This window comes from Streptomyces sp. P9-A4 (assembly GCF_036634195.1).
GTDB lineage: Bacteria > Actinomycetota > Actinomycetes > Streptomycetales > Streptomycetaceae > Streptomyces.
The window spans coordinates 3,377,364-3,400,279 of sequence record NZ_JAZIFY010000001.1 but is presented as its reverse complement, the minus strand read 5'-3'; the positions used below and the strand labels follow the sequence as shown (position 1 = coordinate 3,400,279).

At 71.4% G+C, this 22,916-nt stretch carries 21 protein-coding genes; 10 read left to right on the top strand and 11 right to left on the bottom strand.

The window, feature by feature from the left end:
* Positions 1-27: 27 nt before the first annotated feature.
* Entirely contained in the window at positions 28-1,449 is a 1,422-nt protein-coding gene (locus tag V4Y03_RS15210; RefSeq protein ID WP_332435271.1) for an ArsA family ATPase, read from the bottom strand.
* Positions 1,446-2,408 (bottom strand): ArsA family ATPase, encoded by a 963-nt coding sequence (locus tag V4Y03_RS15205; RefSeq protein ID WP_317875708.1) that lies wholly within the window; start codon positions 2,406-2,408, stop codon positions 1,446-1,448. Before V4Y03_RS15205 ends, V4Y03_RS15210 begins: the two co-directional genes overlap by 4 nt.
* Positions 2,409-2,531: 123 nt before the next feature.
* Between V4Y03_RS15205 and V4Y03_RS15200 the strand changes: the two genes are divergently transcribed.
* The 5 genes from V4Y03_RS15200 (at position 2,532) to V4Y03_RS15180 (ending at position 5,936) form a co-directional block, all read left to right on the top strand.
* Positions 2,532-2,690, top strand: a complete 159-nt coding sequence (locus tag V4Y03_RS15200; RefSeq protein WP_015034547.1) for a DUF4177 domain-containing protein — start codon at positions 2,532-2,534, stop codon at positions 2,688-2,690.
* Positions 2,687-3,157 carry a RidA family protein gene (locus tag V4Y03_RS15195; RefSeq protein WP_317875707.1) on the top strand — a complete coding sequence of 157 codons (471 nt, stop codon included), beginning with the start codon at positions 2,687-2,689 and terminating at the stop codon, positions 3,155-3,157. Before V4Y03_RS15200 ends, V4Y03_RS15195 begins: the two co-directional genes overlap by 4 nt.
* An 88-nt stretch (positions 3,158-3,245) precedes the next feature.
* Positions 3,246-4,118: an NUDIX hydrolase gene (locus tag V4Y03_RS15190; protein ID WP_332435270.1), complete on the top strand. Its 873-nt coding sequence runs from the start codon at positions 3,246-3,248 to the stop codon at positions 4,116-4,118.
* Entirely contained in the window at positions 4,115-4,945 is an 831-nt protein-coding gene (locus V4Y03_RS15185) for an MBL fold metallo-hydrolase (RefSeq protein ID WP_332435269.1), read from the top strand. Before V4Y03_RS15190 ends, V4Y03_RS15185 begins: the two co-directional genes overlap by 4 nt.
* Before the next feature lie 106 nt (positions 4,946-5,051).
* On the top strand, positions 5,052-5,936 hold the full coding sequence (locus V4Y03_RS15180) for a prohibitin family protein (RefSeq protein ID WP_317876070.1): 885 nt from the start codon (positions 5,052-5,054) through the stop codon (positions 5,934-5,936).
* A gap of 77 nt (positions 5,937-6,013) precedes the next feature.
* Here the strand turns inward: V4Y03_RS15180 and V4Y03_RS15175 are convergent, their stop codons facing one another.
* Positions 6,014-6,688: a Crp/Fnr family transcriptional regulator gene (locus V4Y03_RS15175; RefSeq protein ID WP_015034542.1), complete on the bottom strand. Its 675-nt coding sequence runs from the start codon at positions 6,686-6,688 to the stop codon at positions 6,014-6,016.
* A 254-nt stretch (positions 6,689-6,942) separates the two neighbouring features.
* On the opposite strand from V4Y03_RS15175, the gene nth reads away from it, so the two are divergent.
* From nth to V4Y03_RS15160, 3 genes are all read left to right on the top strand, one after another.
* Positions 6,943-7,896, top strand: coding sequence for an endonuclease III (gene nth / locus V4Y03_RS15170; RefSeq protein ID WP_443079786.1), 954 nt, complete (start codon positions 6,943-6,945; stop codon positions 7,894-7,896).
* A 98-nt stretch (positions 7,897-7,994) separates the two neighbouring features.
* Positions 7,995-8,699 carry an NUDIX hydrolase gene (locus tag V4Y03_RS15165; protein WP_332435268.1) on the top strand — a complete coding sequence of 235 codons (705 nt, stop codon included), beginning with the start codon at positions 7,995-7,997 and terminating at the stop codon, positions 8,697-8,699.
* Positions 8,700-8,787: 88 nt separating this feature from the next.
* Entirely contained in the window at positions 8,788-9,987 is a 1,200-nt protein-coding gene (locus tag V4Y03_RS15160; RefSeq protein WP_332435267.1) for a MarP family serine protease, read from the top strand.
* Between the two features lie 24 nt (positions 9,988-10,011).
* Here V4Y03_RS15160 and V4Y03_RS15155 read toward each other — a convergent pair whose 3' ends face one another.
* From V4Y03_RS15155 to V4Y03_RS15130, 6 genes are all read right to left on the bottom strand, one after another.
* Positions 10,012-10,209, bottom strand: a complete 198-nt coding sequence (locus V4Y03_RS15155) for a hypothetical protein (protein ID WP_317876067.1) — start codon at positions 10,207-10,209, stop codon at positions 10,012-10,014.
* A 143-nt stretch (positions 10,210-10,352) separates the two neighbouring features.
* Positions 10,353-11,282 (bottom strand): alpha/beta fold hydrolase, encoded by a 930-nt coding sequence (locus V4Y03_RS15150; RefSeq protein WP_317876066.1) that lies wholly within the window; start codon positions 11,280-11,282, stop codon positions 10,353-10,355.
* The gene (locus tag V4Y03_RS15145; protein ID WP_317876065.1) at positions 11,279-11,764 is read right to left on the bottom strand and encodes a phage holin family protein; all 486 of its coding nucleotides are present in this window, start codon (positions 11,762-11,764) and stop codon (positions 11,279-11,281) included. The genes V4Y03_RS15150 and V4Y03_RS15145 overlap by 4 nt, the downstream gene beginning before the upstream one ends.
* A 53-nt stretch (positions 11,765-11,817) precedes the next feature.
* Positions 11,818-13,209 (bottom strand): Na+/H+ antiporter NhaA, encoded by a 1,392-nt coding sequence (gene nhaA, locus V4Y03_RS15140; protein WP_332435266.1) that lies wholly within the window; start codon positions 13,207-13,209, stop codon positions 11,818-11,820.
* 269 nt (positions 13,210-13,478) lie between these two features.
* Complete coding sequence (gene acs, locus V4Y03_RS15135) at positions 13,479-15,434, bottom strand: acetate--CoA ligase (RefSeq protein ID WP_332435265.1); 1,956 nt, start codon at positions 15,432-15,434, stop codon at positions 13,479-13,481.
* Between the two features lie 193 nt (positions 15,435-15,627).
* Positions 15,628-17,985: a SulP family inorganic anion transporter gene (locus tag V4Y03_RS15130; protein ID WP_332435264.1), complete on the bottom strand. Its 2,358-nt coding sequence runs from the start codon at positions 17,983-17,985 to the stop codon at positions 15,628-15,630.
* 279 nt (positions 17,986-18,264) lie between these two features.
* Between V4Y03_RS15130 and V4Y03_RS15125 the strand changes: the two genes are divergently transcribed.
* Entirely contained in the window at positions 18,265-19,590 is a 1,326-nt protein-coding gene (locus V4Y03_RS15125; protein WP_332435263.1) for a hypothetical protein, read from the top strand.
* On the opposite strand, the gene V4Y03_RS15120 is transcribed toward V4Y03_RS15125, so the two are convergent.
* A complete protein-coding gene (locus V4Y03_RS15120) occupies positions 19,568-20,554 on the bottom strand; it encodes an ATP-binding protein (RefSeq protein WP_332435262.1) in 987 nt (328 codons plus the stop codon). The two genes, V4Y03_RS15125 and V4Y03_RS15120, sit on opposite strands and share 23 nt — an antisense overlap.
* 102 nt (positions 20,555-20,656) lie before the next feature.
* Between V4Y03_RS15120 and V4Y03_RS15115 the strand changes: the two genes are divergently transcribed.
* Positions 20,657-21,475, top strand: a complete 819-nt coding sequence (locus tag V4Y03_RS15115) for an oxidoreductase (RefSeq protein WP_332435261.1) — start codon at positions 20,657-20,659, stop codon at positions 21,473-21,475.
* 368 nt (positions 21,476-21,843) lie between these two features.
* On the opposite strand, the gene V4Y03_RS15110 is transcribed toward V4Y03_RS15115, so the two are convergent.
* Positions 21,844-22,710 carry an HAD-IB family hydrolase gene (locus V4Y03_RS15110; protein ID WP_332435260.1) on the bottom strand — a complete coding sequence of 289 codons (867 nt, stop codon included), beginning with the start codon at positions 22,708-22,710 and terminating at the stop codon, positions 21,844-21,846.
* Between the last annotated feature and the right edge of the window lie 206 nt (positions 22,711-22,916).

Below are 22,916 nucleotides of genomic sequence, written 5' to 3'. Positions count from 1 at the left end.
CCGGCCGGGGGTCCGCTCAAGGGCCTTTCAGGCGGAGGGAGTCCGTCCGTTCGTGAGACGGTCACCGATGGTCCGCAGCCCGGCGAGGTCGTGCACATCGCCGGGCAGGGCCGCCACCTCGGTCACCGCCACCTCGGGGTGGAGCGCGGTGAAGCGGTCGCGCGTGCGCTGCTCACGCGTGAGCACCCGCATGCGCTCGGCATGCAGGCGGAGGAGTCCTGCGGTGAGACGGCGCACGTCGACGTCCACATCGGCGGACGCGTCGGTGTTCGCGTCCACGTCGGCGGATGCGGAAGCGTCCGCGTCGGTGTCCGCGGCGGGATCGGCGCGCGCGTCTGTGTCTGTGTCCTGTGCCGGTTCGGCTGTGGGGGCAGCCTCGGGTGCGGAAAGTGCGGCGGCGGTGGCGAGTTCGGACGGCTCGGGGTCGGTGGCCGGGGAGCCACTCCGCCGAGTCTTCCCGCCTTCCTGATCCACAATGCACCCCTCCTCAAGATTTTCCGCCGCGGCCCGCGCCCGCTCGGCCGAAAGCCGGACGGCGCCGCTGCCGTGCACGCGGTTGAGGACGAGACCGGCCAGCGGCATGTCCTCGGCGGCCAGCCGCTCCACGAAGTACGCGGCCTCGCGCAGCGCGTCCCGCTCCGGCGTGGCGACCACGAGGAAGGCCGTGCCCGGGGCCTGGAGCAGCTTGTACGTGGCGTCGGCGCGGGTCCGGAAACCGCCGAACATCGTGTCCATCGCCACGACGAACGTCTGCACGTCCTTGAGGAACTGACCCCCCAGCAGCTTTCCGAGGGTCCCCGTCATCATCGACATGCCGACGTTGAGGAACTTCATCCCGGCCCGGCCGCCCACCTTGGCCGGCGCCATCAGCAGCTTGATGAACTTCCCGTCGAGGAAGGACCCGAGCCGCTTCGGCGCGTCCAGGAAGTCCAGGGCGGACCGGGACGGCGGCGTGTCCACGACGATCAGGTCCCACTCGTCGCGGGCCCGGAGCTGGCCCAGCTTCTCCATCGCCATGTACTCCTGCGTACCGGCGAATCCGGCCGACAGGGACTGGTAGAAGGGGTTCTCCAGGATCGCCCGCGCCCGCTCGGGATCCGCGTGCGCCTCGACGATCTCGTCGAAGGTCCGCTTCATGTCCAGCATCATGGCGTGCAGTTCGCCGCCGTCCGAGCCCTTGATGCCCTCCACCTTGCGCGGGGTGTTGTCGAGGGAGTCGATGCCCATCGACTGGGCGAGGCGACGGGCCGGGTCGATGGTGAGGACGACGACCCGTCGGCCGCGCTCCGCCGCCCGCACGCCGAGCGCCGCCGCCGTGGTCGTCTTGCCGACCCCGCCGGCGCCGCAGCAGACGACGATGCGGGTGCCCGGGTCGTCGATCAGCGGGTCGAGCTCCAGGACGGGGACGGCGTCGAGCCCTTCCCCGGTGCCGGCGGCCTTCTCCGTCACGCGCCCACCCCTTGCTTCCGCAGTTCCTTCGCCAGCCGGTAGAGCCCCGCGATGTCCGCCCCGTCCCCCAGGAAGGGGAGCTCGTACGAGGGGACGCCGAGGCCGTCGAGAACCGCGCGCTGCGTCCGCTCCAGCTCCACCCGCCGGGCATGCCCGGCCGCCTCGTCGAGGAGCGGCTCGACCAGCGTCGCGCCGTCGGCGACGCCCGCGGCGGCCAGGGTCCTCGTGATCGCGTCCCGGTGGTCGCCGGAGGCGGCCCGTACCGCCGCCTGGTCGAGGACGTGCGGGCGGACCATGTTCACCACGACCCGGCCCACCGGGAGTTCGGCGGCGCGGAGCTCCGCGATGCCGTCCGCGGTCTCCTGGACCGGCATCTCCTCCAGCAGGGTCACCAGGTGCACCGCCGTCTCGGGGGACTTGAGGACCCGCATGACGGCCTGCGCCTGGTTGTGTATCGGTCCGATCCTGGCCAGGCCCGCTACCTCGTCGTTGACGTTGAGGAAGCGGGTGATGCGGCCGGTGGGCGGCGCGTCCATGACCACGTGGTCGTAGGTGTGCCCGCCGTGCTTCTCGCGCCGCCTGACCGCCTCGCAGGCCTTGCCGGTCAGCAGGACGTCCCGTACGCCCGGCGCTATCGTCGTCGCGAAGTCGATCGCGCCGAGCTTCTTCAGAGCCCGCCCCGCACCGCCCAGTTTGTAGAACATCTGGAGGTAGTCGAGGAGGGCGCGCTCGGCGTCGATCGCCAGCGCGTACACCTCGCCGCCGCCCGGGGCGACGGCGATCTTGCGCTCCTCGTACGGAAGGGCTTCCGTCTCGAAGAGCTGTGCGATGCCCTGCCTGCCTTCGACCTCGACGAGGAGGGTCCGCTTCCCCTCCGTCGCGAGGGCGAGGGCGAGGGCGGCGGCGACCGTCGTCTTACCGGTACCGCCCTTGCCGCTGACGACCTGGAGCCTGCTCACGTTGTCGAGCCTAACCACTGGCGGCCGCGCCCAATCAGGAGGCCGCCCCGGAGAAGCTCCCTAGGGGAAGGTTCGGGGGCCGCCTCGGAGAGCCGCCCCGCGCCAACGGATACAGTCGGCCCCATGACCAAGTGGGAGTACGTCACGGTGCCGCTTCTGGTGCACGCGACCAAGCAGATTCTGGACACCTGGGGCGAGGACGGCTGGGAGCTCGTCCAGGTCGTGCCCGGGCCGAACAACCCCGAGCAGCTCGTGGCCTACCTGAAGCGGGCCAAGTCGTGAGCGGGGCCGTGGAGGCGAAGCTCGCCGAGCTCGGCCTGACCCTGCCGGAGGTCGTGCCGCCGCTGGCCGCCTACCAGCCGGCCGTGCAGTCGGGCGTGTACGTCTACACCTCGGGCCAGCTCCCGATGGTGGGCGGAGAGCTCCAGCTGACCGGCAAGGTCGGCGGCGAGGTCACCGCCGAGGAGGCCAAGCAGCTCGCGGCCACCTGCGCGCTGAACGCGCTCGCCGCCGTGAAGTCGGTCGCCGGTGACCTGGACCGGATCAAGCGGGTCGTGAAGGTCGTCGGCTTCGTCGCCTCCGCCCCCGACTTCACCGGGCAGCCGGGTGTCATCAACGGCGCCAGCGAGCTGCTCGGCGCGGTCCTCGGCGACAAGGGCGTGCACGCGCGCAGCGCCGTCGGCGTGGCCGTGCTGCCGCTCGACGCGCCGGTCGAGGTCGAGGTCCAGGTGGAGCTGGTCGAGGCCTGACCGCCGAGCCGTACGACAGGGAGCCGGTTTTCCACAGCATGGGAAACCGGCTCTCGTGCATTCGGATGCTTGCGCATAGCATCCGGCCATGTCGAATGGTCAGTGGTACCCGCCCGAGTGGCCCGACCGTATCCGCGCCCTCGCCGCCGGTGAGCTCACGCCGGTGACCCCGCGCCGTGCCGCCACCGTCCTGCTGCTGCGGGACGGGGACGCCGGGGCCGCGCCCGAGGTCCACATGCTGCGCCGCCGCACCTCGATGGCCTTCGCGGGCGGCGCGTACGCCTACCCCGGCGGCGGCGTCGACCCGCGCGACGAGCAGCCGGTGCGCTGGGCGGGCCCCTCCCTGGAGACCTGGGCGGCCCGGCTCGGCCTCGACGGGCCCGCGCAGGCCCAGGCGGTGGTCTGCGCCGCCGTGCGCGAGACGTACGAGGAGGCGGGCGTCCTGCTCGCCGGGAAGACCGAGGACGCGGTGGTCGGCGACACGACCGGCGAGGAGTGGGAGCGGGACCGGGAGGCGCTCGTCGCCCGGGAGCTGTCCTTCGCGGACTTCCTGGACCGGCGGGGGCTCGTGCTGCGCTCCGACCTGCTCGGCGCGTGGGCGCGGTGGATCACGCCGGAGTTCGAGCAGCGGCGGTACGACACCTGGTTCTTCGTGGCCGTGCTGCCGGCCGGCCAGCGCACCCGCAACGCCTCCACGGAGGCCGACCGCACGGTCTGGATCCGCCCGTCGGAGGCGGCGGCCGGCTACGACCGGGGCGAGCTGACGATGATGCCGCCGACGATCTCGACGCTGCGGGCCCTGGAGCCGTACGGCACGTCGGCCGGGGCGCTCGCGGCGGCGGGGGAGCAGGACATGACCCCGGTGCTCGCGCAGGCGCGTCTGGAGGGCGACGAGCTGGTCCTGAGCTGGCCGGGGCACGAGGAGTTCACCAAGGTCATCCCGATGGGAAGCGCGCGATGAGCGATGCCGCCGCCCTGCCCGGCCAGCCGCGCGGGCTCGTGGAGTCGGGTCCCGCGACCGCGCGCGCCGTGAACGTCCTCGCGCCGAACCCGTCCGCGATGACCCTCGACGGCACCAACACCTGGCTCCTCTCGGAGCCCGGCTCGGACCTGGCCGTGGTCGTCGACCCGGGTCCGCTCGACGAGACCCATCTGCGCCGGGTGGCCGAGACCGCCGAGCGGCTCGGGAAGCGGGTCGCGCTGACCCTGCTGACCCACGGTCACCCGGACCACGCGGAGGGCGCCGGCCGGTTCGCCGAGCTGACCGGGACGGCCGTACGGGCCCTGGACCCGGCGCTGCGGCTCGGCGACGAGGGGCTGGGCGCGGGGGAGGTGCTGACGGTCGGCGGCCTGGAGCTGCGGGTGGTCCCGACCCCCGGGCACACCTCGGACTCGCTCTCCTTCCATCTGCCCGCCGACGGGGCGGTGCTGACGGGGGACACGATCCTGGGGCGCGGGACGACGATGGTGGCCCATCCTGACGGGCGCCTCGGCGAGTACCTGGACTCGCTGCGGCGGCTGCGTTCGCTGACGGTCGACGACGGCGTCCACACGGTGCTGCCGGGGCACGGGCCGGTCCTGGAGGACGCGCAGGGGGCCGTGGAGTTCTACCTCGCGCACCGGGCGGGGCGGCTCGCCCAGGTCGAGACGGCGGTCGAGAACGGCCACCGGACGCCGGCCGAGGTGGTCGCCCATGTGTACGCGGACGTGGACCGCTCGCTGTGGCCGGCGGCGGAGCTGTCCGTACGGGCGCAGCTGGAGTACCTGCGGGAGCGGGGGGCGGCGTAGGCGCGCGTCACGATCCTGTCCCGAGGTGGGCCCCGGCGCGGCGACGGTCTTGACCCGTGCTTTACGCTCCGCTTACTTCTGGCCGTAGCTTTCGGGGGGAACGCCCGTGTTCGTCATCGCCATCCTGCTGGTCATAGCCGCAGTGGTGCTCTTCTTCATCGGCCGCGCCAACGACTCCAAGGGCCTGAAGTTCGGCGCCCTCGGAGCGGTTCTGGCCGGTCTCTTCTCGTTGATCGTGAGCATGACGTACGTGATCAGCGCGTACGAGGTCGGTGTGCCGGTCGCGTTCGGCAAGGTCGGCTCGCCCATGACCTCGGGCATGCACGTGAAGTCGCCTTTCACCAGCGTCACGACCTTCTCGACCCGCCCGGTCGACCTCAACCTCTCCGACAAGGACGTGGTCGAGGTCCGCTCCTCGCAGGGCGGTGTCATGTACGCCGAGGTGACGGTGAAGTGGGCCGTCGTCCCGTCCAAGGCCGTCGAGCTGTACAAGCTCGCGGGCACCGAGGACGCCATCCAGCAGCGGCTGGTCTACCCCGACAGCCGTGAGATCGTCCGCAACGTCTTCGCCCGCTACTCCAGCGAGCAGGGCTACGCCTCCGACCGCGAGAAGATCAACGCCGAGATCGGCGACCTGATCAAGGAGCGGCTGGCCCCGCGCGGCATCACCGTGACCACGGTCAACCTGCGCAACGTGAAGCCCTCGGACGCCCTCCAGGGCCAGATCGACCGCAAGATCCAGCAGCAGCAGGCCACCGAGCGGGCCACCGAGGCCTCCCGTACCGCCAAGGCCGAGGCCGACCGGCGCCGGATCGAGGCGGAGGGCATCGCCCGCGCCAACAAGATCCTCAACGAGTCGCTGACGGACAAGGTCCTGATGAACCAGTGCATCGACGCGTTCAAGGAGGCGGCCGCGAAGAACGCGATCTACACCGTCCCCTGCGGGAACGGCGTCTCCGCCCCGGTGATCGTGGACGGCTCCAAGCGCTGACCCGATCCGCGTACGTACGAGGAAGGCCGCCCCGGTCGTGTGACCGGGGCGGCCTTCCTCGTCTGCCTGCCCGCGTACTAGCGCGAGCGCTTCGCGAGGCGCTCCACGTCCAGCAGGATCACGGCGCGGGCCTCCAGGCGCAGCCAGCCGCGCTGGGCGAAGTCGGCGAGCGCCTTGTTGACCGTCTCGCGGGAGGCGCCGACCAGCTGGGCCAGCTCCTCCTGGGTGAGGTCGTGGACGACGTGGATGCCCTCCTCCGACTGCACGCCGAAGCGGCGCGACAGGTCGAGGAGCGCGCGGGCGACACGGCCCGGGACGTCGGAGAAGACCAGGTCGGACATCTGGTCGTTGGTCTTGCGCAGCCGGCGGGCGACGGCGCGCAGCAGCGCGGTGGCCACCTCGGGGCGCGCGTTCAGCCAGGGCTGGAGGTCGCCGTGGCCGAGGCCGAGCAGCTTGACCTCGGTCAGCGCGGTCGCGGTCGCGGTGCGCGGGCCCGGGTCGAAGAGGGACAGCTCGCCGATGAGCTCGCCGGGGCCGAGGACCGCCAGCATGTTCTCGCGGCCGTCGGGGGAGGTGCGGTGCAGCTTCACCTTGCCCTCGGTCACCACGTAGAGGCGGTCACCGGGGTCGCCCTCGTGGAAGAGCGCGTCGCCTCGGGCGAGGGTCGCCTCACTCATCGAGGCGCGCAGCTCGGCAGCCTGCTCGTCATCGAGCGCCGCGAAGAGCGGGGCGCGCCGCAGAACGTCGTCCACGAGTTCTCTCCATACTGTCGACCTGCTCAGGGACCTGGGTCCCATGATGCCGGACGTACAAAACAGTGCGATCAATCACAACAAGTTTGACTCACCGAGCCGCCTGTCCGTACGGCAGGGGCCCGATTGGGGTCCGATCGGCCATGCCCGGGGCGGATGTCGGTGGTGGCCCCTAGGCTGGCCGGGTGTCCAACTCGCCGGTGACAGCGCAGGCCAAGGGGGCTGAAAGAGTGTCGGCCGAAGGTAATTCCGCCGTGGGCGAACACGGCGTGTCGAAACGGGCGAAAGCCGCAAATCGGAAGGCCGCCGTGCCGAATCGGAAGCCCGCGAAGGCCGCCGGGGCGGCTGAGCCCGCCAAGTCGGCGAAGCCCGCCAAGTCAGCGAAGCCCGCCGGGACGGCCAAGCCCGCCAAGCCCGTCCAGACCGTGAAGCCGGCCAAGCCCGAGTCGCGGCTCGCGATGGTCCGTCGCGCCCGGAAGATCAACCGCGAGCTCGCCGAGGTCTACCCGTACGCCCATCCGGAGCTCGACTTCCGCAACCCCTTCGAGCTGCTCGTCGCGACGGTCCTCTCGGCCCAGACCACCGACCTGCGGGTCAACCAGACCACCCCCGCCCTCTTCGCGAAGTACCCCACGCCCGAGGACCTCGCCGCCGCCGTGCCCGAGGAGGTCGAGGATCTGATCCGGCCGACCGGCTTCTTCCGCGCCAAGACCAAGTCGATCATGGGCCTCGCCGCCGCCCTCAGGGACGAGTTCGACGGCGAGGTCCCCGGCCGCCTGGACGACCTCGTCAAGCTCCCCGGCGTCGGCCGCAAGACCGCCTTCGTCGTCCTGGGCAACGCCTTCGGGGTCCCCGGCATCACCGTCGACACCCACTTCATGCGGCTCGTCCGGCGCTGGAAGTGGACCGAGCAGGAGGACCCGGTGAAGATCGAGGCGGAGATCGCCGAGATCTTCCCGAAGAGCGAGTGGACGATGCTCTCGCACCGGGTGATCTTCCACGGCCGCCGCATCTGCCACGCCCGCAAGCCCGCCTGCGGCGCCTGCCCGATCACCCACCTCTGCCCCTCGTACGGCGAGGGCGAGACCGACCCCGAGAAGGCCAGGAAGCTGCTCAAGTACGAGAAGGGCGGCTTCCCCGGCCAGCGGCTCAACCCGCCGCCGGACTACCCCGGCCGCCCGGCGCCCCCACTGGGCGCGAGCGACTGAGCCCGCCCCGCCGGGATCCCTCCGCTCCACCCCTCCGGGTGACCCGCCGGAGGGAACGAACCCGTACACCGATCGCGTTGTGAACCACGGGGGTGCCTATGACGCGCACTGACGAAGAGATCCACGGCCCCGGTATCGGCGGTCTGCTCAAGAGGGACGGGCTGCCCGCCTGGCTCGGGCCCGTCGACCGGGCCGCCCGCACGGTCGAGCCGGAGCAGCTGAGCCGCTTCCTGCCGCCCGCGAGCGGCGCCGGACGGCAGTCCGCCGTCCTCGTCCTCTTCGGCGAGGGCGAGCGCGGACCGGAGCTGCTGCTCATGGAGCGGGCCGGCAGCCTCCGCTCGCACGCCGGCCAGCCCTCCTTCCCCGGCGGCGCCCTCGACCCCGAGGACGGCGCCCCCGCCGACGGCGGGCTGCTGCGGGCCGCGCTGCGCGAGGCCGAGGAGGAGACCGGCCTCGACCCGGCGGGCGTCCAGCTCTTCGGCGTGCTGCCCCGGCTCTACATCCCGGTCAGCGGCTTCGTCGTCACCCCGGTCCTCGGCTGGTGGCGCACCCCCAGCCCGATCGGGGTCGTCGACCCCGGCGAGACCGCCCGGGTCTTCACCGTGCCCGTGGCGGATCTCACGGATCCCGGGAACCGCGCCACCGCGATCCACCCGAGCGGCCACCAGGGCCCCGCGTTCACGGTCGCGTCCGCTCTGGTCTGGGGTTTTACCGCCGGCGTGATCGACCGGCTACTGCACTTCTCCGGCTGGGAGCTCCCCTGGGACCAGTCGAAGCAGGTCCCGCTCGACTGGCGCTCATGACAGGCTGATCCCCGGCGAACAGGCTGATCCCGGCGAACGAACAGGCTGCCCCCGGCGACCGGAAAACGAATCTGCGAGGCAATTGACGGTGAACGTGCTGGACATCTTGTTGCTGCTCGCCGCCGTGTGGTTCGCGATCATCGGTTACCGCCAGGGCTTCGTCGTCGGCATCCTGTCGGTGATCGGCTTCCTCGGCGGCGGCCTCGTCGCCGTCCTGCTGCTCCCGATCCTCTGGGACAAGCTGACCGACCACAGCGAGGTCTCGACCACGGCGACGGTCGTCTTCGTGATGGTGGTCATCGTCTGCGCCTCGGTCGGCCAGGCCTTCACCACCCACCTGGGCAACAAGCTGCGCCGCCACATCACCTGGTCGCCCGTGCGCGCCCTGGACGCCACCGGCGGCGCCCTCGTCAACGTCGTCGCCATGCTGCTCGTGGCCTGGTTGATCGGCTCCGGCCTCGCCCGTACCTCCATGCCCACCCTCGGCAAGGAGGTGCGGAACTCCAAGGTGCTGCTCGGCGTGCAGGAGGTGATGCCGGATCAGGCGTCCGGCTGGTTCGCCGACTTCACCTCGACCCTCGCGCGCAGCGGGTTCCCCCCGGTCTTCAACCCGTTCGCCGACGAGCCGATCACCCCGGTCATGCCCCCCGACCCGAAGCTCGCCGACAGCCCCGTCGCCGCCCGCGCCCAGCGCTCCATCGTGAAGGTCGTCGGCACCGCGCAGAGCTGCGGCAAGGTCCTGGAGGGCACCGGCTTCGTCTTCGCCGACCGCCGGATCATGACCAACGCGCACGTCGTCGGCGGCGTCGACGAGCCGACCGTCCAGATAGGCGGCACGGGCAGGCTCTACGACGCCAAGGTCGTCCTCTACGACTGGCAGCGAGACATCGCCGTCCTGGACGTGCCGGACCTCAAGGCCACACCGCTGTCCTTCACCGACGAGGACGCTCGCAGCGGGGACGACGCGATCGTCGCCGGCTTCCCGGAGAACGGCTCGTACGACGTGCGCTCGGCGCGCGTCCGGGGCCGTATCAACGCCGACGGCCCCGACATCTACCGCCGTGGCGAGGTGCGCAGGGACGTGTACTCGCTGTACACGACGGTCCGCCAGGGGAACTCCGGCGGCCCGCTCCTCACCGAGGACGGCAAGGTCTACGGCGTGATCTTCGCCCGCTCCCTCGACGACCCCAACACCGGCTACGCACTGACGGCCGACGAGATCCGCGAGGACATCGAGCGCGGCAGGACCGCCGACCAGCAGGTCGACACCCAGGCCTGCGCCCTGTAGCCCACCGGCCCCGGGGGCCAGGCCCTAGGCGGTGTCGCGTGGATGCCTGAGGCGGGCCGAGACCCAGCGGGCCCTGCGGCGCAGGATGCGCGAGATCCCCACCCCCTGCACGGCGTGCGCGCGGCCGAGGTCCGGCGCGCCACCCCCCTCGCGAGGGCCCGGCCCGGCGGCCGAGCGGCGGTTGTGTGCGGTCGTGTCACCGTAGTCGTGCGTCCAGCCCATACTTCGACGTCTGCCCGGGGCCCAAGGTCGGTAACCACCCCGGGGCACTCCAATTGGAGTATGCGCGGGGCACATGGCCGTTCGAAGGAAGTCTGTACGCCCCGGAGGGAACAGAGGGGCCGTCAGCGGACCGGGCGGGTCCTTCAGCGATCGGGTTCGGGGTCCTTCAGCCAGTTGACCAGCTCCGTGGAGAAGGCCACCGGGTCCTCCTCGTGAGGGAAGTGCCCGAGGCCGTCGAAGAGCCGCCAGCGGTACGGCGCCTCCACGTACTCGCCCGAGCCCGCCGCGCTCCGGGTCCGCATCACCGGGTCCAGGGAGCCGTGCAGATGCAGCGTCGGCACCCGCACCGGCCGCTTCATGCGCCGGTTGAACTGGATGCCGTCCGGCCGCGCCAGGGAACGCACCATCCAGCGGTACGGCTCGATCGAGCAGTGCGCCGTCGACGGGACCAGCATCGCCCGCCGGTACACCTCGATGGCCTCGTCGTCCGAGGAGCGCGGTCCCGACCAGTCCTGGATCAGCTCGCCCACCAGCGCGGCGTCGTCCGCGACGAGCTGACGCTCCGGCAGCCACGGCCGCTGGAAGCCCCACACGTGCGAGCCGGCCCGCGACTGGGCGAAGTCGGCGAGCATCGCCGAGCGCCAGCGGCGCGGATGCGGCATCGAGGAGACCACCAGCCGGCGGACCAGCTTGGGCCGCATCACGGCCGCCGTCCAGGCGAGGTAGCCGCCCAGGTCGTGGCCGACGAGCGCCGCGTCGGGCTCGCCCAGGGAGCGGATCACGCCGGTGACGTCGAGGGCCAGGTTGGCGGGGTCGTAACCCCGGGGGGTGCGGTCGCTGCCGCCGACCCCGCGCAGGTCCATCGCGACGGCCCGGAAACCGGCCTCGGCGAGGACGGGCAGCTGATGGCGCCAGGTCCACCAGAACTGCGGGAAGCCGTGCAGGAGCAGCACCAGCGGGCCGTCGCCCATCTCGGCGATGTGGAAACGGGCGCCGTTGGCGGCGACGTCGCGATGGGTCCACGGCCCGTCGAGCCGTACGGGCCCGCCGTTGCCGCTCTCGGGGAGGGTCATACGGACGAGCGTGCCACAGCGGAGGCCTTCTCCAGCGCCTTGTCCTGCGCGGGGCGGGGGTGCGGCTTGACGGTGGAGAGCACGGCGGCCGTCTTCTTGGCGGAGGCGATGGACTTCTCCGGCGGCTTGACCTTCTTGAACTTGGCCCAGGCGACCAGCCCGAGGAGGCCCGCGAGCAGCACGTTGAACGCGAAGGACAGCAGGAAGCACCAGATGAGGTTCCAGCCGCCGTTGCCGTTGTGCCCGCCGGTCCAGGTGTTGATGGCGTACGCGAGCGCGAAGCTCAGCATCGGCAGCGAGAACAGCAGCACCACGATGGCGCCGATCCCCATGATGCTGCCGAACGCCCCGCGCTTCACGTCCTGGCGGAGTTCGGCCTTGGCCAGGGCGATCTCGTCGTGCACCAGCGCGGACATCTCGGCGGTCGCCGAGGCGACCAGCTGGCCGAGGCTGCGCTCGGTTCCGTCGAACGGGTCGCTCATCGCTGCTCCCTCTTCTCTTCTGCGGTCCGAGTCTTTCTGCGGTCCGACTCAGATCATGCCGGACGGTCGGCCCCGTCGCGCGGTGCCCCCGCCAGTCGGGCGCGCTCGCGGTGCTCGGCGGCCTTCTTCTCGTAGATCTCGGCCATCCGGAGGTGGTACTCGGGGTCGTCCTCCTCGTAGATGTCGGGGATGCCGTCCTGGTCCTCGTCGCGCTCCTCGGCGGTGACGAGCGCCTGGTACTTCCGGACCCGCAGCTTCAGCAGGACGGAGGCGAGGACGGCCGCGATGAGCGAGCCGATGAGGACGGAGGCCTTCACCTCGTCGGTGAGGACGGCGTCGCCGGCGAAGGCCAGCTCGCCGATGAGGAGGGAGACGGTGAAGCCGATCCCGGCGAGCGAGGCGACGGCGAACACGTCCGGCCAGGCCAGTTCGGGGTTGAGCTCCGCCCGGGTGAAGCGGGCGGCCAACCAGGTGCCGCCGAAGATGCCGATCGCCTTGCCGACGACGAGGCCGAGGACGACGCCCAGGGTGACCGGCTGGGTGAACACGTCGTGGATCGCGCCGCCGGAGATGCTGACACCGGCGGAGAACAGGGCGAACAGCGGGACGGCGAGACCGGCCGAGAGGGGGCGGACCAGGTGCTCGATGTGCTCGCCGGGGGAGTGCTCCTCGCCCTCGCGGGTGGTGCAGCGCAGCATCAGGCCCATGGCGACACCGGCGATCGTGGCGTGGACGCCGCTGTTGTACATCAGGCCCCAGATGACCAGGGCCAGCGGGACGTACACGTACCAGCCCCGGACGTCCTTGCGGAGCAGGAACCAGAAGAGGACGAGGCCGGCGACGGCGCCGCCGAGGGCCGCGAAGTTCAGGTCGCTGGTGAAGAAGACCGCGATGATCAGGATCGCGAAGAGGTCGTCGACGACGGCGAGGGTGAGCAGGAAGGCGCGGAGCGAGGAGGGCAGCGAGGTGCCGATGACCGCGAGGACGGCGAGCGCGAAGGCGATGTCGGTGGCGGTGGGGACCGCCCAGCCGTCCATGGAGCCGTTGCCGACGGCGTTGACCAGGGCGTAGACGAGGGCGGGCGCGGCCATGCCGCAGATCGCGGCGATGACGGGGAGCGCCGCGGCCTTGGGGTCGCGCAGTTCGCCCGCGACGAGTTCGCGCTTGAGCTCGATGCCGGCGACGAAGAAGAAGATCGCGAGGAGGCCGTCGGCGGCCCAGTGCTGGATCGACAGGTCGAGGCCGAGGGCGGCCGGGCCTATGTGGAAGTCGCTGACGGCCTCGTAGCTGTCGCTCAGCGGGGTGTTGGCCCAGACGAGCGCGGCGACGGCGGCGACGAGGAGGAGGACACCACCGACGGTCTCGGTACGCAGGGCGTCGGCGAGAAAGCGCCGCTCGGGCAGCGGGAGTCGGCCGAGGAATTTGCGGTCGGTGGGCGCGGACACGTGGTGAACCTCCGTCGGGCAGGCAGGGCGAAGCACATGCCGACCAGACTTCCCGGCTCACCTAGGTAATTCTGTCGCGTTCCTGACGCGATCCTTACCTTACCTAACGAGCCGGGGTTGTGTCCGGCGAGATTCACTCTAGGGAGATATGAGGCTTTCGTCCCCTCGGGCCGGACACGGAAACGCCCGCCCCGAATCGATCGGGACGGGCGCTTCCGGCGTACGGGCCCCGGCCTCGTGGCGTACGGGCCGTGGCGTACGGCCCCGGCTCAGTCCTCGCTGGACGCGGTCGGCAGCTGGGTCTGGATGAGCGACATGACCGAGGAGTCGGTCAGCGTGGTGACGTCACCCAGCTCCCGGTTCTCCGCCACGTCGCGCAGCAGACGGCGCATGATCTTGCCCGAGCGGGTCTTCGGCAGCTCCGCCACCGGCAGGACGCGCTTCGGCTTCGCGATCGGGCCGAGGGTCGCGCCGACGTGGTTGCGGAGGTCGGCGACCAGGCTCTCGTCCTCGCTCGCCGTACCGCGCAGGATGACGAAGGCGACGATCGCCTGACCGGTGGTCTCGTCTGCGGCGCCGACGACGGCCGCCTCGGCGACGGCCGGGTGCGAGACGAGCGCCGACTCGACCTCGGTGGTCGAGATGTTGTGGCCCGAGACGAGCATGACGTCGTCGACCCGGCCGAGCAGCCAGATGTCGCCGTCCTCGTCCTTCTTGGCCCCGTCACCGGCGAAGTACATGCCCTCGAAGCGGGACCAGTAGGTGTCGATGTACCGCTGGTCGTCGCCCCAGATGGTGCGGAGCATCGAGGGCCACGGCTCGGTGAGGACCAGATAGCCACCGCCGCCGTTCGGCACCTCGTTGGCCTCGTCGTCGACGACGGTGGCGGAGATGCCCGGCAGCGGACGCTGGGCGGAGCCCGGCTTGGTCTCGGTGACGCCCGGCAGCGGCGAGATCATCATCGCGCCGGTCTCGGTCTGCCACCAGGTGTCCACGATCGGGCACCGGTCGGCACCGATGTGCTTCCGGTACCAGACCCACGCCTCGGGGTTGATCGGCTCGCCGACCGAGCCGAGCACCCGGAGGCTCGACAGGTCGAACTTGGCGGGGATGTCGTCGCCCCACTTCATGAACGTACGGATCAGCGTCGGCGCCGTGTAGAGGATCGTGACGCCGTACTTCTGCACGATCTCGAAGACCCGGCCCTGGTGCGGGGTGTCCGGGGTGCCCTCGTACATGACCTGCGTCGCGCCGTTGGCCAGCGGGCCGTAGACGATGTACGAGTGCCCGGTGACCCAGCCGATGTCGGCGGTGCACCAGTAGACGTCGCTCTCCGGCTTGAGGTCGAAGACGGCGTCGTGGGTGTACGCGGCCTGGGTGAGGTAGCCGCCGGAGGTGTGCAGGATGCCCTTCGGCTTCCCGGTGGTGCCGGAGGTGTAGAGGATGAAGAGCGGGTGCTCCGCCTCGAAGGCCTCCGGGGTGTGCTCGGCGGACTGGCGGGCGACGATGTCGTCCCACCAGACGTCGCGGCCCTCGGTGAAGGCGGTCTCCTGGCCCGTACGGCGGACCACGAGCACGTGCTCGACCTGCGGGCACTTGGCGACGGCCTCGTCGATGGCCGGCTTGAGGGCGCTCGGCTTGCCACGGCGGTAGCCGCCGTCGGCGGTGACGACCAGCTTGGCGTCGGCGTCCTGGATGCGGGAGGCGACGGCGTCGGCGGAGAAGCCGCCGAAGACCACCGAGTGGGCGGCGCCGACACGGGCGCAGGCCAGCATCGTGATGGCGGCCTCGGGGATCATCGGCAGGTAGACGGCGACCCGGTCGCCCTTGCGGACACCCAGCTCGGTCAGGGCGTTGGCGGCCCGGGAGACCTCGTCCTTGAGCTCGGCGTAGGTGATCGAGCGGCTGTCGCCCGGCTCGCCCTCGAAGTGGATGGCGACGCGGTCGCCGTGACCGGCTTCGACGTGCCGGTCGACGCAGTTGTACGCCACGTTCAGCTCGCCGTCCGCGAACCACTTGGCGAACGGCGGGTTCGACCAGTCGAGGGTCTCGGTCGGCTCGGTGGCCCAGGTCAGGCGCTTGGCCTGCTCGGCCCAGAAGCCCAGCCTGTCCGCCTTGGCCTGCTCGTACGCCTCCGCCGTCACGTTGGCGTGCGCGGCCAGCTCGGCGGGCGGCGAAAATCGACGCTCTTCCCGAAGCAGATTGGCCAGGCTTTCGTTGCTCACGACATCTCCCTTTCCCAGGGCGTCCTCTGTGCGTATGTGTCCCGCGTCATAGCTCATCAGTCGGAGGCCCGGGTGACAAGAGCATCCAGGCAATTGGTTTAGACCTGTGAGTTGTCCGACGTGCGGGGGCCCCTTCTTCCCGAGCGGTGGGAGAAGGGGCCACACAGTCTCACGGACGGCAGGGGCGGAAGGTTCAGGACGCGCGGGCCGGTTCCAGGGCCCCGGTCGGCATGACCTGGGTGAATACGTCGTCGTAGCTGTGCACCTCGTCCGTCCCGGAGAGCAGGTACGCCTGCGCCTCGCCCACGTGGAAGTACACGCCGTGCAGCGTCAGCGAGCCCTCGGCGAGGCGCCGCGCCACCGGCTCGTACGCCCGCAGGTGCTCCAGCTGCTGCACCACGTTCGTCAGGCACAGCTGCTCGACCGCGTCCGCCGGGAGCCGCCCGGAGATCCGGGCCCAGGCGTGTCTGCGGCTCGCCATCCGCTCCAGGCTGGGCCGGCCGTGGCGCAGCCAGCGGCGGAGCGGGGTCGGCGGATCGTCCGGGCCGGCGTTCAGCAGGGCCTGCATCGCGCCGCAGCCGGAGTGGCCGCAGACGGTGATCGACGCGACCCGCAGCACGTCCACCGCGTACTCGATCGCCGCCGCCACCGAGTCGTCGCCGCTCTCCTCGCCCGGGAGGGGCACGAGATTGCCGACGTTGCGCACGGTGAAGAGGTCGCCGGGGCCGCTCGACGTGATCATGCTCGTGACCAGGCGGGAGTCGGCGCAGGTCAGGAAGAGCTGCGAGGGCGTCTGGCCCTCGCGCGCGAGCCGCGCAAGCTCGTCCCGGACCAGCGGGGCGGTGTTCCGCTGGAACTTGCCGATGCCGCTGGCCAGGTGCAGCCCCGTCGTCGTGCGCTCGGGGGTCTGGCTCTCCGTCCGCTCGGCCGGCCGCTCCCCGCACTGGTGGTTGTGCCAGGGCGTCCAGGGACGGCAGCAGGAATGGCCGGCGGAGGCGGTCGCGGGGGCCGGCTCGGCGATCCGGGCGCCGGACGGGCCGGTCGTCTCGACCGTCCCGCCGTGGGCGAGGTGCCCGGCGGTCCAGTCGCTCAGCGTCTCGTAGGCGGCGTGGTCCATGAAGGACCCGTCGAGCTCGACCACCACGTCCGAGCCGTGCGGCAGCTGGTGCAGGGCCCGGCTCAGCCGGGGCACGGCGAGGAAGGTCAACTGGCCGCGGACGTGCAGCAGCTGACGGCCGTCCCGCTCCTCGCGGGTGATCCGGGTGCGGGCGAGCCGGTGCAGGGCGACGGCGATGGCCACGCCGACGCCGAGAGCGACGCCCTCCAGGATGCCGACGAGGACGACACCCGACAGGGTCACCGCGTAGACGACGACCTCGCGGTGCCGGGTGACGGTACGGATGTGGGTGATGCTGACCATCTGGAGGCCGACCACCATGACCAGCGCGGCGAGCGCCGGCAGCGGGATCAGGTCGAGCACCGGCACCAGGAGCAGGGCCGCGAGCACGATCCACAGGCCGTGGAGCATCGTGGAGGCGCGGGACACCGCGCCCGCCGAGACGTTGGCGACGCTGCGGACCGCGACCCCGGCGACCGGAAGGCCGCCGAGCGCCCCCGAGACCACGTTCGCCGCGCCCTGACCGGCGAGTTCGCGGTCGAGGCGGGAGCGCGGGACGCCCTTGCCGTGGTCGGGGCGGCCGGCGATCAGCTTGTCGACGGCGACGGCGGAGAGCAGCGACTGCACGCTGGTGACCAGGGTGATCGTGAGCACCCCGGCCGCGATGCCGAGCACCGGGCCCTCGGGCAGGCCGGGCAGCGCGTGGCTGCTCCAGGACGGCAGGTCGACCCGGGGCACGGCGAGCCCGGCGAGCGCGGCCACCGCCGTCGCCCCGGCCACCGCGACGAGCGCGGCCGGGACCTTCCGTACGAGCCGACCGGCCCGGCCCGGCAGGCGCGGCCAGCAGAGCAGTACGGCCACGGTGAGGGCGCTGATGCCGAGCGCGGCCGGCTGGGCGTGCGCCAGCTGGGCGGGCAGGCCGAGGGCGTTGCCCACGGCGGAGCTCTGGGGAGTGCCGCCGAGCACGATGTGGAGCTGGGCGAGGGCGATGGTGGCGCCGATGCCGGCCAGCATGCCGTGCACGATCGCGGGCGAGACGGCGAGTGCCGAGCGGGCCACGCGGAGGGCGGACAGGCCGAGCTGGACGAGTCCGGCGAGGACGGTGATCGCGCAGGTGGTGCGCCAGCCGTACAGCCGGATGAGCTCGGCGGTCACGACGGTGAGGCCGGCGGCGGGGCCGCTCACCTGGAGCGGGGAGCCGCCGAACCGGCCGGCGATCAGGCCGCCGACGGCGGCGGCGACCAGGCCGGACTGGAGCGGGGCTCCGGTGGCGAGCGCGATGCCGAGCGAGAGCGGCAGCGCGATCAGGAAGACGGCGACCGAGGCGGAGAGGTCGGCGCCGGCGATAAGGAAGCGGCGTGGGCCGCCCGGCGGACTGTGGGGCCGCTGGACGCGGGGTCGGTTGGTCGTGCGGGCAGGGGTGCAGAGGGTCATGTTCCCGTCTCCTCCGGGGCAGCGTGGTCGCGGCTCGTGCGGGGTGCAGTGGCGGGGACACCGAGGCGGGAGGGCGGGGACGGCCATCAACGCTCGGTAAACGAACAGTAATGGAGAGTAAAGTCTGCGGCATTATTTTCGGGGCAAACAGGGCAATGATTCACCGGTTCCGGTGACAGAACGCGCTTATGCCGCTTGTCGTTGACGCCCTTCGGTCCTCGCGGTGCGACGTTGACGCCGCTTGTAGGGAAATCAGAGGATCCGAAGAGAGGTGTGCGGATGTCAGCCGCCCGCAGAACGACCACCGTCCGGAGGAAGGCGCTCACCGTCGGCGCGCTCACCCTCGCTCTCGCCACCGGCCTCGCCGGATGCTCGGGCTCCGACGGCCCCGCGAAGGAGGGCGCGCTGGGCGGCGCGGGCGTCAAGAAGGGCCCGGCAGCGGCCCCGCAGACCGCGCCCCGGCTGATCGGCGACGGCTCGACCGCCTTCACCGGCGCCCAGCCCCACCAGCCGACCTGGCAGCGCCTCAAGCCGGGCGAGACCCCGCCGCAGTTCGTCGTCTTCTCGTGGGACGGCGCGGGCGAGGACAGCCAGAAGCTGTTCTCCCACTTCCGCTCGGTGGGCAAGAAGTACGACGCCAAAATGACGTACTTCCTCAGCGGCGTGTACCTGCTGCCCGAGGAGAAGCGGAACCTCTACGACCCGCCGCAGCACAGCGCCGGCCGCTCCGACATCGGCTTCAACGACACCGAGGGCATCCGCGCCACCGTCCGCGAACTCCGTGCCGCGTGGCAGGAGGGCAACGAGATCGGCACCCACTTCAACGGGCACTTCTGCGGCGCCGACGGCGGCGTCGGCAACTGGTCCGTCGAGGAGTGGAAGAGCGAGATCAAGCAGGCCAAGTCCTTCGTCAAGAACTGGAAGACGAACGCCGGACTGCGCTCCGAGCAGCCGCTGCCCTTCGACTACGACAAGGAACTCGTCGGCGCCCGCACCCCCTGCCTCGAAGGCCGGAAGAACTTCGTCCAGGCGGCGGCGCAGATGGGCTTCCGCTACGACACGAGCGGCGTCAACGACCAGATCTGGCCCAAGAAGGACCTGGGCCTCTGGGACCTCTCGATGCAGCTCGTGCCGGTCCCCGGCCGCGCCTTCCAGACGCTCTCGATGGACTACAACTTCCTCGTCAACCAGTCCCCGGGCACGACCCAGGGCGACCCGTCCCAGCGCGAGTACTGGGGCGACCAGATGAGGGACGGCCTGGTGCAGGCCTTCGAGCGCTCCTACCGGGGCAACCGCGCGCCGCTCGTCATCGGCAACCACTTCGAGTCCTGGAACGGTGGCGTGTACATGCGGGCCATCGAGGAGACCATCGCCACCGTCTGCACGCAGAAGGACGTCAAGTGCGTGTCCTTCCGTCAGCTCGCGGACTGGCTCGACGCCCAGGACCCCGACGTCATCGCCAAGATGCGCGGGCTGAAGGTCGGCGAGGCCCCGGCGGCCGGCTGGAAGGCCTTCCTGGCCCCCCAGCCGGCGGCCCCGGCGGGCGCCCCGGCGACCGGCGCCGGCGCCCCGGCGGCAGCCGTCAAGCCGGCTGAACGGCACTGAGCCTTTCGGCGAGTACGAAATCGGGGTCGACCTGCGCCGCCAGGTCGGCCCCGGTCTTCGCGTTCCCCCAGCTCTCCGCGTTACGCAGATGGAAGTGGACCATCTGGCGCGTGTAGCGCTCCCAGTCGCGGTCGGCGTACGAGTCGTCCGCCGCGTCCTGGAGGGCCTGGAGCGACATACGGTTGTCCGCCTCCAGGAGCTCGAAGCGCGGCGGGCGGCCCTTCTCCATCGCACGGACCCAGTCCGAGTGCCCCACCGTGACGAGCAGGTCCTCGCCGACCTCGGCGCGCAGGAAGTCGAGGTCGTCCTCGCCCTGCACCTTGTTGCCGACGACCTTGAGCGCGACGCCGAAGTCCCGCGCGTACTCCTTGTACTGGCGGTAGACCGAGACGCCCTTGCGGGTCGGCTCGGCGACCAGGAACGTCATGTCGAAGCGGGTGAAGAGCCCGGAGGCGAAGGAGTCCGAGCCCGCCGTCATGTCGACGACCACGTACTCGTCGGCGCCGTCGACCAGGTGGTTGAGGCAGAGCTCGACCGCCCCGACCTTCGAGTGGTAGCAGGCGACCCCGAGGTCCGACTCCGTGAAGGGGCCGGTCGCCATCAGCCGGATCTCGCCGTCGTCGAGCACGACCGGCCGCGCGCAGGCCTCGTAGACCGGGTTCTCCTCGCCGACCCGCAGCAGCCGCGAGCCCTCCCCGGGCGGAGTGGTCTTGATCATCGTGTCGGCGGAGGTGATCCGCGGGTTGGTGCCCCGCAGGTACTCCTTGATGAGCGGCAGGTGCGCGCCCATCGCGGGCAGCGCGGCGGCTTCCGCCTCGGGCAGGCCGAGCGCGGCACCGAGGTGCTGGTTGATGTCGGCGTCGACGGCGACGACCGGGGCTTCGTTGGCGGCGAGGTGGCGGATGAAGAGCGAGGACAGCGTGGTCTTGCCGCTGCCGCCCTTCCCCACGAAAGCGATCTTCATGTTCACCTAGCGTAGTGGTATGAACGCGGCCGGTGGTCAGGGTGCGTGAAGAAGACCACTCCATCGTGGGGCGGGCGGCCGGGGCGCGTAGCCTCCCTACTTATGAGTACGCACGCCTCTGACCCCTTGGCCGCCCTCGGCTCCCTGCCGGGCGTCGCCGATGCGGTGGACTCCGTACGCAAGGCCGTCGACCGGGTCTACGGCCACCGTGTGATGCGCCGCCGCAGCAACGAGATCTCCTCCGAGGCGGCCCTGCGCGGGGCCCGCGGTTCGGCCGCCCTGTCCGGCGCCGACTGGGCCCTCGAAGAGGTCCGCCGCCGCACCGACTTCGGTACCGAGCCCGAGGCCCGCACGGTGGGCGCGGCCCTGCGGCTCGGCGCCGAGGCCGGGCAACTGCTCTCCATCTGGCGCCAGTCGCCGCTACGGGTTCTCGCCCGGCTCCACCTGGTCGCCGCGGGCGACCCGGGGGACTCGGTGGGGCGGCCCCGGCTGGACGGCGAGACCGTCGACGAACCGCTGGTCGAGGCCCCGCTGCCGAGCCCGGCCGAGGTCGCGGGACGGCTGGACGGTCTCTCGGAGCTGATCGTCGCGGGCGGCGAGGCCCCGGCGCTGGTGACGGCCGCCGTGGTCCACGGCGAACTGCTCGCGCTGCGCCCCTTCACCTCGTACAACGGCCTGGTCGCGCGGGCGGCGGAACGGATCGTGCTGGTCGGCAGCGGGCTCGACCCCAAGGCGATCTGCCCGGCCGAGGTCGGCCACGCGGAGCAGGGGCGGGTCGCGTACCTCGCCGCGTTCGAGGGGTACCTGTCGGGGACCCCGGAGGGCGTGGGCGGCTGGATCGCGCACTGCGGACGCTCGGTCGAGCTGGGGGTCCGTGAGTCGACGGCGGTCTGCGAGGCACTCCAGCGCGGCGCGGCCTGAGCCGGTGAGGCGGGGGCGAGCCGGCGGCGCGGCCTGAGGGCGAAATGAATTTCCGGGCCCCGTGCGGGGCCCGGAAAAGGGTTGCGGCGGCACCCGTTCAGGTACCGCCGCTGGCACGTCTACCCAGTTACCATGCGTCCTCGAATATGTGCCCATCAGGCCGGGAACTTTGCCCGTGGCCTGGTGCGGCTGGCCCGTAATCGACGGGTCGACGTCGCGTGGGTGCTCGGTTTCTGTGCTAGGTCCGTGGGGCCTTCATGCTCAACAGGTGATCCTCTCGGATGTCCTTGGTCTCGCGGGCCTGATTCCTTTCTACTCCTGTCCGCCAGGAAGCGAAAGTGCTGGCTCCGCTTCTCCTGCCCTCTCGCTCAAATTCGGGCAAAGCCATCCGTGAGCCGATGGGCGAGAGCGGCCTGTCGGCGCCGGGAGGCGTACCAGACGAGTCCGGCCCCCACGGCTGCCGCACCCACCGCCGCGGCGGCGACGAGCGTGGGACGCGGCGGCATCCGGAACCCGGGCAGCCGCTGCTTGAGCCGCACCGGCTTCTCGAAGGCGAGAACAGGCCATTCCCGCGCCGCGGCCTCACGGCGCAGCGCCCGGTCCGGATTGACGGCGTACGGGTGGCCGACGGCCTCCAGCATGGGGACGTCGGTCGCCGAATCGCTGTACGCGTAGCAGCGCGAGAGGTCATAGCCCTCGGACTCCGCCAGCTCCCGGACGGCCTCGGCCTTTGTCGGGCCGTAGGCGTAGTACTCCACCTCCCCGGTGAAGCAGCCGTCCTCGCCGACCACCATCCGGGTGGCGACGACCCGGTCGGCCCCGAGCATCTCGCCGATCGGCTCGACGACCTCGGCGCCGGAGGTCGAGACGATCACGACGTCGCGGCCGGCGGCGTGGTGCTCCTCGATGAGCGAGGCCGCCTCGTCGTAGATGATCGGGTCGATCAGATCGTGAAGGGTCTCGGCGACGAGCTCCTTCACCTGGGCGACGTTCCAGCCTTTGCAGAGCGCGGAAAGATATTCACGCATCCGCTCCATCTGGTCGTGATCGGCTCCGCCCGCCAGGAAGACGAACTGGATGTACGCCGTCCGCAGGGCGGCGCGGCGGCTGATCAGTCCGCCCCGGTAGAAGGACTTGCTGAAGGTCAGCGTCGAAGACTTCGCAATGACCGTCTTGTCCAGGTCAAAGAAGGCGGCTGTGCGCGGCAAGGAGTGGTTTTCCACAAGCCTGAGCATAGGTGCCCGCCATTCGGCGTACGCTGGGGCGCGTGGGTTTGCCTGAGAAGGCTCTCGGGTACACCATGGAAGTCACGGATCGTTCGCGACCGTGTCAACCCGGTCCGGCTCCTCCCCCCCCGAGTCGGCCGGAAAGACGACCCCCGCTCTCCCCCCCGGCGGGGGTCGTCGCATGTCCGGAGCCGTTTTGGCCCTGAGTGACATCG

Coding starts and splice junctions, on each gene's coding strand:
- V4Y03_RS15165 (WP_332435268.1), top strand. CDS start 7,995: ATGACGCGCACTGACGAAGAGATCCACGGCCCCGGTATCGGCGGTCTG.
- V4Y03_RS15110 (WP_332435260.1), bottom strand. CDS start 22,710: ATGCTCAGGCTTGTGGAAAACCACTCCTTGCCGCGCACAGCCGCCTTC.
- V4Y03_RS15190 (WP_332435270.1), top strand. CDS start 3,246: ATGTCGAATGGTCAGTGGTACCCGCCCGAGTGGCCCGACCGTATCCGC.
- V4Y03_RS15185 (WP_332435269.1), top strand. CDS start 4,115: ATGAGCGATGCCGCCGCCCTGCCCGGCCAGCCGCGCGGGCTCGTGGAG.
- V4Y03_RS15145 (WP_317876065.1), bottom strand. CDS start 11,764: ATGAGCGACCCGTTCGACGGAACCGAGCGCAGCCTCGGCCAGCTGGTC.
- V4Y03_RS15150 (WP_317876066.1), bottom strand. CDS start 11,282: ATGACCCTCCCCGAGAGCGGCAACGGCGGGCCCGTACGGCTCGACGGG.
- V4Y03_RS15130 (WP_332435264.1), bottom strand. CDS start 17,985: ATGACCCTCTGCACCCCTGCCCGCACGACCAACCGACCCCGCGTCCAG.
- V4Y03_RS15155 (WP_317876067.1), bottom strand. CDS start 10,209: ATGGGCTGGACGCACGACTACGGTGACACGACCGCACACAACCGCCGC.
- V4Y03_RS15200 (WP_015034547.1), top strand. CDS start 2,532: ATGACCAAGTGGGAGTACGTCACGGTGCCGCTTCTGGTGCACGCGACC.
- V4Y03_RS15125 (WP_332435263.1), top strand. CDS start 18,265: ATGTCAGCCGCCCGCAGAACGACCACCGTCCGGAGGAAGGCGCTCACC.
- V4Y03_RS15115 (WP_332435261.1), top strand. CDS start 20,657: ATGAGTACGCACGCCTCTGACCCCTTGGCCGCCCTCGGCTCCCTGCCG.
- V4Y03_RS15120 (WP_332435262.1), bottom strand. CDS start 20,554: ATGAAGATCGCTTTCGTGGGGAAGGGCGGCAGCGGCAAGACCACGCTG.